General features: G+C 61.5%; 14 protein-coding genes. 8 read left to right on the forward strand and 6 right to left on the reverse strand.

The genetic code is table 11. The features are described 5' to 3' along the window. Window positions 1-300 precede the first annotated feature (300 nt). Window positions 301-1,794 (reverse strand): CoA-acylating methylmalonate-semialdehyde dehydrogenase, encoded by a 1,494-nt coding sequence (locus N4Q37_RS14795; protein WP_260958752.1) that lies wholly within the window; start codon window positions 1,792-1,794, stop codon window positions 301-303. Window positions 1,795-1,868: 74 nt separating this feature from the next. After that, a complete protein-coding gene (locus N4Q37_RS14800) occupies window positions 1,869-3,218 on the reverse strand; it encodes an aspartate aminotransferase family protein (protein ID WP_260958753.1) in 1,350 nt (449 codons plus the stop codon). 122 nt (window positions 3,219-3,340) lie between these two features. Between N4Q37_RS14800 and N4Q37_RS14805 the strand changes: the two genes are divergently transcribed. From N4Q37_RS14805 to N4Q37_RS14815, 3 genes are all read left to right on the forward strand, one after another. Then, entirely contained in the window at window positions 3,341-4,261 is a 921-nt protein-coding gene (locus tag N4Q37_RS14805; protein WP_260958754.1) for a LysR family transcriptional regulator, read from the forward strand. Between the two features lie 110 nt (window positions 4,262-4,371). Beyond that, window positions 4,372-5,022 (forward strand): TetR/AcrR family transcriptional regulator, encoded by a 651-nt coding sequence (locus N4Q37_RS14810; protein ID WP_260958755.1) that lies wholly within the window; start codon window positions 4,372-4,374, stop codon window positions 5,020-5,022. A gap of 7 nt (window positions 5,023-5,029) precedes the next feature. Continuing rightward, a complete protein-coding gene (locus N4Q37_RS14815) occupies window positions 5,030-5,611 on the forward strand; it encodes an IMPACT family protein (protein WP_260958756.1) in 582 nt (193 codons plus the stop codon). Window positions 5,612-5,928: 317 nt separating this feature from the next. Here N4Q37_RS14815 and N4Q37_RS14820 read toward each other — a convergent pair whose 3' ends face one another. After that, window positions 5,929-6,372, reverse strand: coding sequence for a hypothetical protein (locus N4Q37_RS14820; RefSeq protein ID WP_260958974.1), 444 nt, complete (start codon window positions 6,370-6,372; stop codon window positions 5,929-5,931). A gap of 81 nt (window positions 6,373-6,453) precedes the next feature. Between N4Q37_RS14820 and N4Q37_RS14825 the strand changes: the two genes are divergently transcribed. The 4 genes from N4Q37_RS14825 to N4Q37_RS14840 all read left to right on the forward strand — a co-directional run bounded on the left by N4Q37_RS14825 (window position 6,454) and on the right by N4Q37_RS14840 (window position 10,133). Then, on the forward strand, window positions 6,454-6,804 hold the full coding sequence (locus tag N4Q37_RS14825) for a MerR family transcriptional regulator (RefSeq protein ID WP_260958757.1): 351 nt from the start codon (window positions 6,454-6,456) through the stop codon (window positions 6,802-6,804). A 24-nt stretch (window positions 6,805-6,828) separates the two neighbouring features. After that, entirely contained in the window at window positions 6,829-7,515 is a 687-nt protein-coding gene (locus N4Q37_RS14830; protein WP_260958758.1) for an SDR family oxidoreductase, read from the forward strand. A gap of 185 nt (window positions 7,516-7,700) precedes the next feature. Continuing rightward, complete coding sequence (locus N4Q37_RS14835; RefSeq protein WP_260958759.1) at window positions 7,701-9,059, forward strand: 8-oxoguanine deaminase; 1,359 nt, start codon at window positions 7,701-7,703, stop codon at window positions 9,057-9,059. A 120-nt stretch (window positions 9,060-9,179) separates the two neighbouring features. Then, complete coding sequence (locus N4Q37_RS14840) at window positions 9,180-10,133, forward strand: adenosine deaminase (RefSeq protein ID WP_260958760.1); 954 nt, start codon at window positions 9,180-9,182, stop codon at window positions 10,131-10,133. A 77-nt stretch (window positions 10,134-10,210) separates the two neighbouring features. Here the strand turns inward: N4Q37_RS14840 and N4Q37_RS14845 are convergent, their stop codons facing one another. Then, the gene (locus N4Q37_RS14845; protein WP_260958761.1) at window positions 10,211-11,590 is read right to left on the reverse strand and encodes an MFS transporter; all 1,380 of its coding nucleotides are present in this window, start codon (window positions 11,588-11,590) and stop codon (window positions 10,211-10,213) included. A gap of 239 nt (window positions 11,591-11,829) precedes the next feature. After that, window positions 11,830-12,564, reverse strand: coding sequence for an ArsR/SmtB family transcription factor (locus tag N4Q37_RS14850; RefSeq protein ID WP_260958762.1), 735 nt, complete (start codon window positions 12,562-12,564; stop codon window positions 11,830-11,832). A 368-nt stretch (window positions 12,565-12,932) separates the two neighbouring features. On the opposite strand from N4Q37_RS14850, the gene N4Q37_RS14855 reads away from it, so the two are divergent. Further along, window positions 12,933-13,103: a hypothetical protein gene (locus tag N4Q37_RS14855; protein ID WP_238965418.1), complete on the forward strand. Its 171-nt coding sequence runs from the start codon at window positions 12,933-12,935 to the stop codon at window positions 13,101-13,103. 1 nt (window position 13,104) lies between these two features. Here N4Q37_RS14855 and N4Q37_RS14860 read toward each other — a convergent pair whose 3' ends face one another. Beyond that, on the reverse strand, window positions 13,105-14,307 hold the full coding sequence (locus N4Q37_RS14860; RefSeq protein WP_260958763.1) for a multidrug effflux MFS transporter: 1,203 nt from the start codon (window positions 14,305-14,307) through the stop codon (window positions 13,105-13,107). Between the last annotated feature and the right edge of the window lie 45 nt (window positions 14,308-14,352).

Here is a 14,352-nt window from a genome sequence, read left to right on the forward strand (position 1 = left end):
ACCACTTGCGCTTTCGATCTCTCGTCAGCGGGAGGCGAATTCTACAGCGTTACTCGCTGCTGTCAACACCTCTTTTTCAGCGCTTCCGGACTTCGATGACTTGAAGCCCTGCACCCTCGAAACTTACTTAACTCATTGAATCTCAAGGAGTTTTCCGCTTCGACTGCGCCGGAAGTGGGGCGAATTATAGAGATCCAGAATCTGCCGTCAACACCTTTTTTCATATTTCTGTCACATCGGTCAAAAGCAACCGAATACAAAGAGGCCGGCGCCCAGGGCGCCGGCCTCTTTGTTCATTCATTACAAGCTAGGGAAAGCGAACTGCGAAGCCTCGTGGGTAGCACGTTGCGGCCAGCGTTGGGTGATGGCCTTGCGACGAGTATAGAAACGCACCCCGTCCGGACCATAGGCGTGCAGGTCACCGAACAGCGACCGCTTCCAACCACCAAAGCTGTGATACGCAACCGGTACCGGCAAGGGGACGTTGACCCCGACCATGCCTACTTCAATCTCGTCGCAGAACAACCGCGCCGCCTCGCCATCGCGGGTAAAGATGCAGGTGCCATTGCCATACTCGTGATCATTGATCAGCTGCATCGCCTCTTCCAGGCTGTTGACGCGGACAATGCACAGCACCGGCCCGAAGATCTCTTCTTTATAGATGCGCATCTCGGGGGTCACGCGATCGAACAGGCAGCCACCCAGGAAGAAGCCCTCCTCATGTCCGGTCACGCTCAAACCGCGGCCATCGACGACCAGCGAAGCCCCCGCCGCCACGCCATCTTCTATATAGCCACTGACCTTGTCCCGGTGCTGACCGGTCACCAGCGGCCCCATGTCCAGCCCGCACGATGTACCGGCACCGATCTTCAAGGCCTTGATGTTTGGCACCAGCTTGCTTACCAGGGCATCGGCCACCTGGTCACCGACGCACACCGCAACCGAAATCGCCATGCAGCGCTCGCCGCAGGAACCATACGCCGCCCCCATCAGAGCGTTGACGGCATTGTCCAGGTCGGCATCCGGCATCAATACCGCATGGTTCTTCGCCCCGCCCAATGCCTGGACGCGCTTGCCGCGCCGGGTGCCCTCGGCATAGATGTACTCGGCGATCGGTGTCGAGCCGACAAAACTCAGCGCCTTGACTTCCGGCGCTTCGATCAACGCATCCACCGCAGCCTTGTCGCCATGCACCACGCTCAATACGCCTTTGGGCAAACCGGCTTCCAACAGCAATTGGGCGATCAGCAATGTGGAACTCGGATCGCGCTCGGACGGTTTGAGGATGAAGCAGTTACCGCAGACGATCGCCAGCGGGTACATCCACAGCGGTACCATCGCCGGGAAGTTGAACGGGGTGATGCCCGCCACCACACCCAGCGGCTGGAAGTCCGACCAGGCATCGATATTCGGCCCGACGTTGCGACTGTATTCGCCCTTGAGAATTTCCGGCGCTGCGCAGGCGAACTCGACGTTCTCGATACCACGCTTGAGCTCACCGGCGGCGTCTTCCAGGGTCTTGCCGTGTTCCTCGCTGATCAGTTGGGCGATACGCGCCTCATTCTGCTCCAGCAATTGCTTGAAACGAAACATCACCTGCGCGCGCTTGGCCGCCGGTGTCTTGCGCCATTCAGGGAACGCCGCAGTGGCAGCGTCGATAGCCTGTTGGATCGTCGCGCGATCGGCCAATGGCACTTTATGGATCACCTGTCCGGTGGACGGGTTGAACACATCAGCCGTACGCGCGCTGCCACTCAACAACTCGCCATTGATCAAATGCGGGATGAGACTCATGAGGGAACTCCAGAATTTATCCGCAGGCGCCCGGAGCCGGACGCCTGTCATTGAACGCTAAAGAGAAGGAACCGTCAGTCGAGCTTGTTCAGCACTTCACCGACCGCATCGAACAGACGATCCAGGTCTTGTGGCTTGCTGTTGAACGTTGGGCCGAACTGCAGGGTGTCGCCGCCAAAGCGCACATAGAACCCGGCTTTCCACAACGCCATGCCAGCCTCGAACGGACGCACGATCGCATCGCCATCGCGCGGCGCGATCTGGATCGCCCCGGCCAGGCCGAAGTTGCGGATGTCGATGACGTTCTTCGAGCCTTTCAGGCCATGCAGGGCGCTCTCGAAGTGCGGGGCAACTTCGGCCACGCTTTGCACCAGGTTTTCCTTTTGCAGCAGGTCCAGCGCCGCCAGGCCGGCAGCGCAGGCCACCGGGTGCGCCGAGTAGGTGTAGCCGTGGGGAAACTCCACCGCGTACTCGGGGGTCGGCTGGTTCATGAAGGTCTGGTAGATCTCGGAGCTGGCAATCACCGCGCCCATGGGGATCGCGCCATTGGTGACTTGCTTGGCGATGCACATCAGGTCGGGGGTGACACCGAAGCTTTCGGCGCCAAACATCGAACCGGTGCGGCCGAAACCGGTGATCACTTCGTCGAACACCAACAGAATACTGTGCTGGTCGCAGATTTCCCGCAGGCGTTTGAGGTAGCCCTCAGGCGGCACCAGCACACCCGCCGACCCGGCCAGCGGTTCGACGAATACGGCGGCGATGTTGGAGGCATCGTGCAACTCGATCAGCTTCAACAACTCATCGGCCAGGGCAATTCCGCCCTCCTTCGGCATGCCGCGGGAATAGGCGTTGCTGGCCAGCAAGGTGTGGGGCAAATGATCGACGTCCATCATCGCCTGCCCGAACAGCTTGCGGTTGCCACTGACACCGCCAAGGCTGGTGCCGGCAATGTTCACACCGTGATAGCCACGGGCGCGGCCGATCATCTTGGTCTTGGTGGCCTGGCCCTTGAGACGCCAGTAGGCGCGGACCATTTTCACCGCCGTATCGGCGCACTCGGAACCGGAGTCGGTGAAGAACACATGGTTGAGATTGCCCGGCGTCAGGCTGGTGATTTTTTCCGCCAGTTGGAACGACAGCGGATGACCGTACTGGAAGCCCGGCGAGTAATCCAGGGTGCCCAATTGCTTGGCGACTGCCTCTTGGATTTCCTTGCGAGTATGCCCGGCGCCACAGGTCCACAAGCCCGACAGCGAATCATAGACCTTGCGCCCCTTGTCATCGACCAACCAACTGCCTTCGGCGGCAACGATCAGACGCGGGTCACGCTGAAAGTTGCGGTTGGCGGTGTAAGGCATCCAGTGGGCATCAAGCTTGAGCTGGCCGGCCAGGGAATTGGCCGCGTGTTCGAGCATGTTCATTGACAAAACCTCGCAGGATTATGAATGGCGTGGGTCAAAAGCGTTCTTGCAGCTAAGTTGCCACGGCGATAAAGTCGGTGAAATCCAACTTTTCTAACCTTCAGTCAGTAGATCACTAAACTATGAGCATTCGCCGTCCCGATCCGCTGGCCCAGGTCAGCGACTTTGATATCCGCCTGTTACGCATCTTCCGCAGTGTAGTGGAGTGCGGCGGCTTCTCGGCGGCGGAAACCGTGTTGGGCATCGGCCGCTCAGCCATCAGCCAGCAAATGAGCGACCTTGAACAACGCTTGGGATTGCGTCTGTGCCAGCGTGGGCGGGCAGGTTTTTCCCTCACGGAGGAAGGTCGCGAGGTTTACCAATCGGCGTTGCAGTTATTGAGTGCGCTGGAAAGCTTTCGCACCGAGGTCAATGGCCTGCACCAACATTTGCGTGGCGAATTGACCATTGGCCTGACCGACAACCTGGTCACCCTGCCCCACATGCGTATCACCCACGCCTTGGCCCAACTCAAGGAACGCGGCCCCGACGTGCAGATCCAGATTCGCATGATCGCCCCCAACGAAGTCGAGCAAGGTGTGCTCGACGGTCGCCTGCATGTCGGCGTGGTGCCCCAGGCCAGTGCCCTCTCGGGCCTGGAATATCAGCCGCTCTACAGCGAACGGTCGTTGCTGTACTGCGCGGTCGGACATCCGCTGTTCTACGTGGATGATCAGAAACTGGACGATGATCGCCTCAACCGCCAGGACGCCATCGCCCCAACGTTCCGACTGCCGGCGGAGATCCAGGCGCATTACCAGGCACTCAATTGCTCCGCCAGCGCATCGGATCGCGAAGGCATGGCATTCCTGATTCTCACCGGACGCTACATCGGTTACCTGCCGGATCACTACGCCAGCCTCTGGGTCCAGCAAGGTCGGCTGCGAGCCTTGAAGCCTGGGGCGCGGTTCTATGATCTGAGCCTGGCCTCGGTCACGCGCAAGGGACGTCGCCCTCATTTGGTGCTGGAAAGCTTTCTCGAGAGCCTGGCGGCGACTCGCTGATGCCCCCAGGGTGTGCAAATCGGCTTTATACAGAAGCGGCACTTGTCGGATCGCTGCCGGTGCGCTATCAACGCATTTGCTTGCCCCACAGACCCAGCCCGGAAATGCCCATGACCTTTGAAGTTCCTGCCCACGGTGGCAAGTCCACAGGCCGCATTCGTCAACAGAACGAAGAAACCATTCTCAAGGCCGCCGAAGATGAATTCGCCCGTCATGGATTCAAGGGCACCAGCATGAACACCATCGCCGTGAAGGCGGGGCTGCCCAAGGCGAACCTGCATTACTACTTCACCAACAAGCTTGGCTTGTACGTGGCGGTACTGAGCAACATCATCGAATTGTGGGACAGCACCTTCAACACCCTGACCGCCGACGACGACCCGGCGCAAGCCCTGACCCGCTACATCCGCGCCAAGATGGAGTTCTCCCGTCGCCAGCCCCAGGCCTCGCGGCTCTTCGCCATGGAAGTGATCAGCGGGGGCGAATGCCTGACGGAATACTTCAACCAGGATTATCGTGCCTGGTTCAAGGGCCGTGCGGCGGTGTTCCAGGCCTGGATCGATGCCGGCAAGATGGACCCGGTCGACCCGGTGCACCTCATTTTCCTGTTGTGGGGCAGCACCCAGCATTACGCCGATTTCGCCACGCAGATCTGCCGCGTGACCGGTCGCAGCAAGTTGACCAAGCAGGACATGCTCGATGCCGGCGACAACCTGATCCGCATCATTCTCAAGGGCTGCGGCCTGACACCCACGCTGTAGGATCCCAATGCCTTTTACCCTTGCCGGTCTTTGCGAATACCGCGAAGAGATTCGCAAAAGCCGCTTCATTACCCTCGCCGCCCCCATCAGCACCCCAGCCGAGGCCCAGGCCTTCATCGAACAGCACAGCGACCTGAACGCCACGCACAATTGCTGGGCCTGGAAGTTGGGCGACCAATACCGCAGCAACGACGATGGCGAGCCGGGTGGCACCGCCGGGCGGCCGATCCTGGCGGCCATCGAAGCCCAGGCCTGCGACCAGGTGGCGGTGCTGGTGATCCGTTGGTATGGCGGTATTCAACTGGGCACGGGGGGACTGGCACGGGCGTATGGCGGCGGCGCGAACAAATGCCTGCAACAGGCCGAGAAAATCGAATTGATCAGCCGCGTGGCGTTGCGTTGTACCTGTGGGTTCGCCGAGCTGGCCCTGGTCAAGCTGCGGGTGGCCGAATGCACAGGCCTGGTGACGGAGGAGTCGTTCACCGCCAACGGCGTGGCATTGCAACTGGCCGTGGGGGAAGCGCAGATCGACAAGCTGAGCAGGCAGCTTGCCGACCTGAGCCGCGGACGGATTCAGTTGGAACGATAACCTTCGCTGGAACGGCCACAGTTGCCCACATCCACTGTGCACCCGGCTGTGGATAACCTGAGCACATTCCCTTGTAACCCTTTTGTCATGCGGGTTTCAGGGTACTGATCACTTTTCATCCAAAGCCCTGCCTTCCTGCTGAATCCACTCACAAAACAAACGCTTGCAAGGGTTTATCGCCTTTCGAAGAAAGCCACGCTCGCCTTATGCCCGAGTTTCTGGCTTGCGCACAATTACTGTGGAGCAAACTGTGGATAACCCGTTCATGCCTGACTCCGCCCCAAGAACGGCATGGCCCACAGCCGGATGCTCATTTTTTAACCAGCCATTGGCGAGCGCTGCGTGCCTTGGCGAGAGGAGGTTTGCTCTTCGCGAACGGGTAGGGCCTGCATGACACCCCACACCAATTCGAAACACAGAAAAATCCACGCCACCGCTGTGGCCCCATGAAGCAGCGCATAAAGCATCCAAGTCGCGAACAGAAACCGCCCCACCGCATCGTAGCGTCCAAACACCGGTTGTGGATCGCGGATGCGCAACACCGCCCACACACAAACGATCGAACCAAACAGGTTCGCCATCAACAGGTGCGCCGGGGCAAATGACGGCAGTTCGCCCGGCAGGTCGAGGAGCTGGGCAATACTCGTCAGGAAGCCGTGCAGCGCGGCGAAACTCCAAGGTGTGGCAAAGGCGGCCGTCACGATCAGGTCATACCAGGCGCCGCCGCGCACCACTCGGCTGTATTGCATTGGGGTCCACATCGATACTGCTCCAGATAATTGAGGAGTCAGGAGGTTAAAGCCTGGGGTATGCTCCAAGGTCAACCCCTTCGGAGTCCAAATATGCGCATCGGCGAACTCGCCCAGGCTTGCGCTGTCAGTCGTGACACGCTGCGTTTCTACGAACAGCGTGGTTTGATTGCCTCGGGGCGCAGTGCCAATGGCTACCGCGACTATCCCGAAGAGATGGTGCAACTGGTGCTCTACATCAAGACAGCCCAGCGCCTGGGCTTTACCCTCGGCGAGATCGGCAGCAGCGTCGCTGCCCTCTGGAACGCTCCGAAGCCGGATAATGCCGTCGCCCAACTGCTGCAAGACAAACTGAACCTGATCGAAACCCGCATGAACGAACTCGGCGCATTGCGCCACGAGCTGCAACAACGGCTCGGGCAGCGTTGTCCCTTAGATCCGTGACCTTTTCTTTCAAGGATGCCCTTCATGAATTCGGCAAAAAACGCTTTGATCATCGGCGCCTCCCGGGGCTTGGGCCTTGGGCTGGTGAAGACATTGCTCAGCGATGGCTGGAACGTGACCGCCACCGTACGCAACCCGCAGAACGCCGAGGCATTGACGGCACTGGGCCCGGTACGGATCGAAAAACTCGACATGGACGACCAGCAAGCCGTCATTGCCCTGAGCCAGAAGCTCAAGGATGAAACCTTCGACCTGCTGTTCGTCAATGCCGGCGTCAAGGGCCCGGAGAACCAGGGCCCGGGCGGCGCGACGCTGGCGGAAGTCGGCCAGTTGTTCTTCACCAACGCCGTTGCCCCGATCAATCTGGCCCAGCGCTTCGTCGGGCAGATCCGCAACGGCAGCGGCGTGCTGGCATTCATGAGTTCGGTGCTGGGCAGCGTGACCATGCCCGACGCGCCAGAACTGGCGCTGTACAAGGCAAGCAAGGCAGCGCTCAACTCCATGACCAACAGTTTTGTCAGCCAGTTGGGGGAGCAGTCGTTGACGGTGCTGTCGCTGCATCCCGGCTGGGTGAAAACCGACATGGGCGGCGAAGGCGCGGACATTGATGTGGAAACCAGTACCCGCGGGCTGATTGACCAGGTCAACGCGTTCGCGGGCAAGGGTGGGCATCATTTCGTCAACTACCGGGGCGAGACGATTCCCTGGTAACCCACGCCTACCTCCTGTGTGAGCGAGCGGGTTCGCTCACACATTAGGATCTTTGTCGGGCGCTGGAAATGTGCCGGGCAACCTGAGTAAACTCCGAGCCTCGCCCTTCGCGGCGACCCTGGATCAGCAGACAGGGCATCACTGAGCTGGCTAACCTGAACCCACTTTCAGAGGAGCCGGCGACCATGCCTGCGACCCGTACCTGGTTAAAAAATCCCCTCGCCATTTTCACCGCCAACGAGCTCGATGCCCGTGGCGGGCTCGTCCTGCAAGACGGTGTGATCGTCGAGTTGCTGGGTCTCGGCCAGCACCCCGCCCAGCCGTGCGACAAGCTGTTCGACGCGCGCGAGCACGTGATCCTGCCAGGCTTGATCAACACCCATCATCACTTCTACCAAACCTTGACCCGCGCCTGGGCGCCGGTGGTGAACCAGCCGTTGTTCCCGTGGCTCAAGACCCTCTATCCGGTGTGGGCGCGGCTGACCCCGGGGAAACTCGCCCTGGCGAGCAAAGTAGCGTTGGCCGAACTGCTGCTGTCAGGCTGTACCACGGCGGCCGACCACCATTACTTGTTTCCCGAAGGCCTGGAAAATGCCATCGACGTGCAAGTACAAAGTGTTCGCGAACTGGGCATGCGGGCGATGCTGACCCGCGGCTCCATGAGCCTGGGCGAGGCCGACGGAGGTTTGCCGCCGCAACAGACCGTGCAGCAGGGCCAGGTGATTCTCGACGACAGCCAGCGCTTGGTGAGCCAATACCATGAGCGCGGCGACGGCGCGCAGATCCAGATTGCCCTGGCGCCCTGCTCGCCGTTCTCGGTTACGCCGCAAATCATGCGCGCCAGCGCCGAGCTGGCGGAAAAACTCGATGTCCGCCTGCACACGCACCTGGCCGAAACCCTCGATGAAGAAGACTTCTGCCTGCAACGCTTCGGCCTGCGCACCGTGGATTACCTGGACAGCGTCGGCTGGCTCGGCCCACGCACCTGGCTGGCCCATGGCATTCATTTCAACCCCGATGAAATCGCCCGTCTCGGCGCCGCCGGCACTGGTATCTGCCATTGCCCGAGTTCCAACATGCGCCTGGCCTCGGGCATCTGTCCCACTTTGGACCTGACTGCTGCCGGCGCGCCCGTGGGCCTGGGGGTAGACGGTTCGGCGTCCAACGATGCCTCGAACATGCTCCTCGAAACCCGCCAGGCGCTGTATCTCCAGCGGTTGCGCTATGGCGCGCAAGCGATCACACCAGAGCGCGTGCTGGGCTGGGCGACCCGAGGTTCGGCGCAACTGCTCGGGCGCAGCGATATCGGCGAATTGGCAGTGGGCAAACAAGCGGATCTGGCGCTGTTCAAGCTCGATGAGTTGCGCTTCTCCGGCAGCCACGACCCGATCTCGGCGCTGCTGCTGTGCGGCGCCGACAGGGCGGATCGGGTGATGGTCGCCGGGCAATGGCGGGTCATCGACGGGCAGGTCGAGGGGTTGGACTTGAAGGGCTTGATCGCCGAGCACAGCCAGGCGGCGCGAGAGTTGATCGCCGGTGCCTGAACCCGCCCAAGCCTGAGGGTGGGAGCGCGCTTGCTCGTTCCCACATCGGTCAGGTTTTACCAGACATTGCGGCCAGCCCCTGTAGAATGCCTGCCATCGATTTTCGGATGAGAAAAGACTATGTACGACTGGCTGAACGCCCTGCCCAAGGCTGAATTACACCTGCACCTGGAAGGCTCGCTCGAGCCTGAGTTGCTGTTCGCCCTCGCCGAGCGCAACAAGATCGCCCTGCCCTGGAACGACGTGGAAACCCTGCGCGCGGCCTACGCCTTCAACAACCTGCAGGAATTTCTCGACCTGTATTACCAGGGCGCCGATGTACTGCGCACCTCCCAGGATTTCTACGACCTGACCTGGGCCTACCTGTTGCGCTGCAAGGCGCAGAACGTGATTCACACCGAACCGTTCTTCGACCCGCAGACCCACACTGACCGTGGCATCCCGTTCGAAGTGGTGCTCAACGGCATCGCCGCCGCCCTCAAGGACGGTGAGCAACAATTAGGCATCACCAGCGGCCTGATTCTCAGCTTCCTGCGCCATCTGAGCGAAGAACAGGCGCAGAAAACCCTCGACCAGGCGCTGCCGTTCCGCGATGCCTTCATCGCGGTGGGCCTGGACAGTTCGGAGATGGGGCACCCGCCGAGCAAATTCCAACGGGTTTTCGACCGTGCGCGCCACGAAGGCTTCCTGACGGTCGCCCACGCTGGCGAAGAAGGTCCGCCCGAGTACATCTGGGAAGCCCTGGACCTGCTGAAGATCCAGCGCATCGACCATGGCGTGCGGGCCATCGAGGACGAGCGGCTGATGCAGCGGATCATCGATGAGCAGATCCCGCTGACTGTGTGCCCGTTGTCCAACACCAAGCTGTGCGTGTTCGACGATATGTCGCAGCACAACATCCTCGACATGCTCGAGCGCGGCGTGAAGGTGACGGTGAATTCCGACGACCCGGCGTACTTTGGTGGCTACGTCACCGAGAACTTCCACGCGCTGTATACCCACCTGGGCATGACCCAGGAGCAGGCCAAGCGCCTGGCGCAGAACAGCCTGGATGCTCGATTGGTGAAACCTTGAGGCATGTGGCGTCGAGTCGTCCTCGCCACTGAATAGCACTTGTGGCGAGGAAGCTTGCTCCCTCGCCACAGCGTTCTCTATCCCACGTTCCCTTCGCTCAATTCCTCCAGCGTCCTGCCCCGGGTTTCCATCCCGAACAACCAGACCACCCCCGCCGCCACGGCGAAGCACAGCGCCCCCAGGGCGAACACTCCGCCCTGCCCGGTGATGGGAAACACCAGCCCGGTCACCAGCGGGCCAAGCAGCGAACCGATGCGGCCAATCGCCGAGGCAAAGCCCGAGCCCGTGGCCCGGGCCGAGGTGGGGTAGAGTTCCGGCGTGTAGGTATAGAGCACCGCCCACATGCCGAACAGGAAAAACTGCATCAACAACCCGGAGCCGATCAGCAAGCCGACGTTGCCGCCGAACACCGCGCTCTGACCGTAGAGAAACGCCATCCCGCCGCCGCCCAACAGTGTGATGACACACACCGGTTTACGCCCCCAACGCTCGACCAGCCAGGCCGCCATCAGGAAGCCGGGAATTCCGCCCAGGGAAATCAATACGGTGTAGTACACCGACTGGGTCACGGCGAAGCCCGACTGTTGCAACAATGCACTGAGCCATGACGTCAGGCCGTAGAAGCCCAGCAAGGCAAAGAACCAGACGCTCCAGATCATCATCGTGCGCTGGCGATACACCGGGGACCAGATCTGCGCCAGGGCCGAGAAGAAGTTGCCCGGCGTACTCGCCATCCGTGGCAACCGGATCGGCTGCGGCAAATCCCCACGTCCCAGCGAGGCCTTGACCTTGTCTTCGATCCGCTTGAGCACGGCATCCGCGTCCTCCGCCCGCCCGGCCTGTTCCAGCCAACGCGGCGACTCGGGGATGAAAAAGCGAATCGCCAGGACGAACACCGCCGGCACCGCCAACACCAGGAAAATGTCGCGCCAGCCGATCACCGGCAGCAGGAAATACGACAGCACGCCCGCCGCCACGAAACCCAGCGGCCAGAAGCCGTCCATCAGCGCAATGTAGCGGCCCCGGCGCTTGGCCGGGATCAGTTCCGAGAGCATCGACTGGGCAATCGGAAACTCCATGCCCATGCCAATGCCCAGCAAGATGCGAAACAGTGTCAATGTCTCGACGTCCTGGGCCGTGGAGCACAGGTAACTGGCAACGCCCCACAGCACGATGCTCCACTGGAACACCGGTTTGCGTCCGAAACGATCGGCCAGCATGCCCGACAGCGAAGCCCCCAGCACCATGCCGAAGAAGCTCGAACTGGCCAGCAAACCCGCCTGGGCCGTGCTCAGGCCGAACTCGGTTTTGATCGAGCCCAGCAGGAACGTCATCATCGCCAGGTCCATGGAGTCAAAGAAAAACGCCAGGGCGATGATGATGAAAATGACCCGGTGATAACCGCTGAGCGGCAGTCGCTCCAAGCGTTCCGCCGCACTGTAGCCGTGAATGTCCATGCGCAATCCCCCTCCGATAATCCCAGGAGCGAGTGTGCGCGAACCTCATCGAGGGCGATGGCTGGATGCGACCTGTTGGCAGCCGGCAGCGACGTACTAGGTTTTGTAAGAAAAGTGCCTGCGCGACGATCATGCTGCGTTGAAAACAGGCTCGGAATGCTCATGTACTCCAGTACACTCCGCTTCCTCGCCTGTTTTCGCCTTGCCTGATCGCCGCTCGGTGACTTTTCGTACAAACCCTAGAAAGCCATTTCCACCACCTCCTGCTCGGCGAACTGGCGGATTTCCTGCTGGCCAAGCACGGTCACCTGCACGGCTCGCGAATCGTTGGGCAGGCTCAGCCAGCCGGACTGCATGAACAGTTGCAGCAACGCGGCCCCCAGCGCGCCGCCCAGATGCGGGCGACGCTCGCTCCAGTCCGGACAGGCGCAGGCAATGCGGGCGTTGCGATGGGCCAGCGCCTGGATGAACAGGCCGCGTTCGGCCAGCTGGCTCGCACCCTTGTGGGTGACGATCACCCGCTGCTCGCACTGCTCGATCCAGCCTGCGTCCAGCAGATGCTGGTACAGGTCGGCGGCCAGTGTGCCCCCCAGATGATCGTCGCACAGCCTGGCCCGCATCAACGACGCGGGGGCCGAGGGGGCCTTGGTCGGCATGACCCCGCGCTTGAAGACGACCGGAAGCTTTCGCGGCGTACTGACCAGGGTCGCGCTGGCCAGGGCTTCGACGGCAGCACCAACCTCAGGTGCGGCCAGGCGGAAAAACCGCTTGCGGCCCCGGATCTCGACTTTCAACAGGCCTCCGGCGGACAGGCGCCCCAAGTGCGCGCTGGCCGAGGACGGCGACAGCCCGGCGAGCAAGGCCAGTTCCTCGGCCTGCCGGGCCGTGCCGTCCATCAAGGCCCACATCATTGCACTGCGCTTGGGGTCAGCCAGCAGCGTGGCAATCTGGCTGATGCAAGGTGCATGTTCCATGTATTCACTCCCTGTTGAATCATTTGTCCACTGCTCTGGCGCAGGCGGCCGCTAGTATAAGCGCGGCCGTCACCGTTGCCTGTCCTCCGGAAACCTTTGGAGGCGATTGTTCCTGAGGGAAAAGTCTCTATTTGCGCGCGACTAATGACCGGCCCCCGCGGAGAGCGGAAATTGCGTTGTCCCGACGGTGTAAGCGGCACGACCAAAGGCTGGATCGCGCTCGAAGGTTTCTGGCCTGCGTTGAAGGCTTTGCCCCCACAAAAACCCATGCCGTCAGTCCGAGAGTTGCCCCTTGTCACAATTGCGATCGCAATCCGGTCTACACTCGGGGCCTTTGCAACGCAATCTTTTACGTGAGGAGGTCAGCAATGAAGATCCTGATAAAAGAAGTGGCAAAATCCCAATGGCAAGTGCGCCTTGACCAGCACGCTGTCACGTTCCGCACCGAAGCCGAGGCCAAGGCCTTCGCCAGTACCCTGCAAGCGCGGATCCACGCGCCCCATCATTTCCCCGAACAGCAGCAGCGAGCGGCCGGCTGAATCAGCTTTGGCGACTGGCCTGCGCCAGCGCCTGTTTATTTTGCCGACGGCGGGTCAGCAGCGCTGCACTCACCACCAACAATCCACACAGGCTGATGACCAGGGCCATGGGTACGGCGGTGCCATCGTGCAGCGCCGCCACCAAGGCCGCAGCCCCGGCAGCCACCGAGAACTGCAAGCAGCCGAGCATCGCCGAAGCGCTGCCGGCGCGGGCGCCCTGGCCGTTCATGGCGCAAGCCGACGCATTGGGAATGATGCAGCCCAGGCTGGCGATACAAATGAACAAAGGAATCAACAACGGCCACAACTGCGCCGGATGCAAGGCGCTGACAGCCAGCAGGCTCAACCCGGCGAGCAGGTACACCCACACCGCGCGAGCCAGCAGGAATGCCGGACCGCGCTTGGACAACAAGCGGGCATTGACTTGCGCCACCAGAATGAAGCCCGCCGCGTTGGCACCGAACAGCCAGCCGAAGTGTTCGGCCGCAACGCCATAGAGCTTGATGAAAACAAAAGGCGAACCGGCGATATAGGCAAACATCCCGGCCATCGCGATGCCCCCCGTGAAGGCATGACCGAGGAACACCGGGTCGGTCAACAGTCGGCCGTATTGGCGCAAGGCACCGGATAACGGCTGGCGCGGCACATGGGCCGGCAGGCTTTCCGGCAGCCACAAGGCGACCGCCGTGGCAACCAGTGCACTGAACAAGGTCAGGCCGACGAAGATCGATTGCCAGCCGTGCAGATTCACCAGCACGCCACCGAGCATCGGCGCCAGGATCGGCGCCAGGCCCATCACCAGCATCAACTGCGAAAACACCTTGGCCGAACCCACTGCGTCACATTTGTCGCTGACCACGGCGCGGGAAATCACCATGCCCGCGCATCCCCCCAGGGCCTGGACGAAGCGGGCGCCGATCAGCCATTCGAGACTCGGCGCGTAGGCGCAGGCCAGGGACGCCACCGTGAATAAACCGACCCCGACCAGCAATGGGATCCGGCGTCCGAAGCGGTCCGCCACCGGCCCGTAGGCCAGTTGCCCGATGGACAATCCCAGGAAATACGCCGCCAGGGTCAGTTGGATGTGTTTTTCGTCGGTGCCGAAGGCGCTCGCCATCGCCGGGAAAGCGGGCAGGTAGAAGTCGATCGCCAAGGGACCGAAAGCGCTCAAGGCGCCAAGAATCAGAAGGGTACGGAGGTTCATCGCGCGTCCTGGTCAGGCGTCAGTCGCCAGCCCGACAGTCTAGCC

This window comes from Pseudomonas citri (genome assembly GCF_025336485.1).
Lineage (GTDB): Bacteria > Pseudomonadota > Gammaproteobacteria > Pseudomonadales > Pseudomonadaceae > Aquipseudomonas > Aquipseudomonas citri.

What these genes read in the sequence shown, in the direction of transcription:
- N4Q37_RS14805 (WP_260958754.1), top strand. Translation starts at nt 3,341, where the DNA reads ATGAGCATTCGCCGTCCCGATCCGCTGGCCCAGGTCAGCGACTTTGAT.
- N4Q37_RS14835 (WP_260958759.1), top strand. Translation starts at nt 7,701, where the DNA reads ATGCCTGCGACCCGTACCTGGTTAAAAAATCCCCTCGCCATTTTCACC.
- N4Q37_RS14860 (WP_260958763.1), bottom strand. Translation starts at nt 14,307, where the DNA reads ATGAACCTCCGTACCCTTCTGATTCTTGGCGCCTTGAGCGCTTTCGGT.
- N4Q37_RS14840 (WP_260958760.1), top strand. Translation starts at nt 9,180, where the DNA reads ATGTACGACTGGCTGAACGCCCTGCCCAAGGCTGAATTACACCTGCAC.
- N4Q37_RS14800 (WP_260958753.1), bottom strand. Translation starts at nt 3,218, where the DNA reads ATGAACATGCTCGAACACGCGGCCAATTCCCTGGCCGGCCAGCTCAAG.
- N4Q37_RS14795 (WP_260958752.1), bottom strand. Translation starts at nt 1,794, where the DNA reads ATGAGTCTCATCCCGCATTTGATCAATGGCGAGTTGTTGAGTGGCAGC.
- N4Q37_RS14830 (WP_260958758.1), top strand. Translation starts at nt 6,829, where the DNA reads ATGAATTCGGCAAAAAACGCTTTGATCATCGGCGCCTCCCGGGGCTTG.
- N4Q37_RS14815 (WP_260958756.1), top strand. Translation starts at nt 5,030, where the DNA reads ATGCCTTTTACCCTTGCCGGTCTTTGCGAATACCGCGAAGAGATTCGC.
- N4Q37_RS14825 (WP_260958757.1), top strand. Translation starts at nt 6,454, where the DNA reads ATGCGCATCGGCGAACTCGCCCAGGCTTGCGCTGTCAGTCGTGACACG.
- N4Q37_RS14810 (WP_260958755.1), top strand. Translation starts at nt 4,372, where the DNA reads ATGACCTTTGAAGTTCCTGCCCACGGTGGCAAGTCCACAGGCCGCATT.
- N4Q37_RS14855 (WP_238965418.1), top strand. Translation starts at nt 12,933, where the DNA reads ATGAAGATCCTGATAAAAGAAGTGGCAAAATCCCAATGGCAAGTGCGC.
- N4Q37_RS14820 (WP_260958974.1), bottom strand. Translation starts at nt 6,372, where the DNA reads ATGTGGACCCCAATGCAATACAGCCGAGTGGTGCGCGGCGGCGCCTGG.
- N4Q37_RS14845 (WP_260958761.1), bottom strand. Translation starts at nt 11,590, where the DNA reads ATGGACATTCACGGCTACAGTGCGGCGGAACGCTTGGAGCGACTGCCG.
- N4Q37_RS14850 (WP_260958762.1), bottom strand. Translation starts at nt 12,564, where the DNA reads ATGGAACATGCACCTTGCATCAGCCAGATTGCCACGCTGCTGGCTGAC.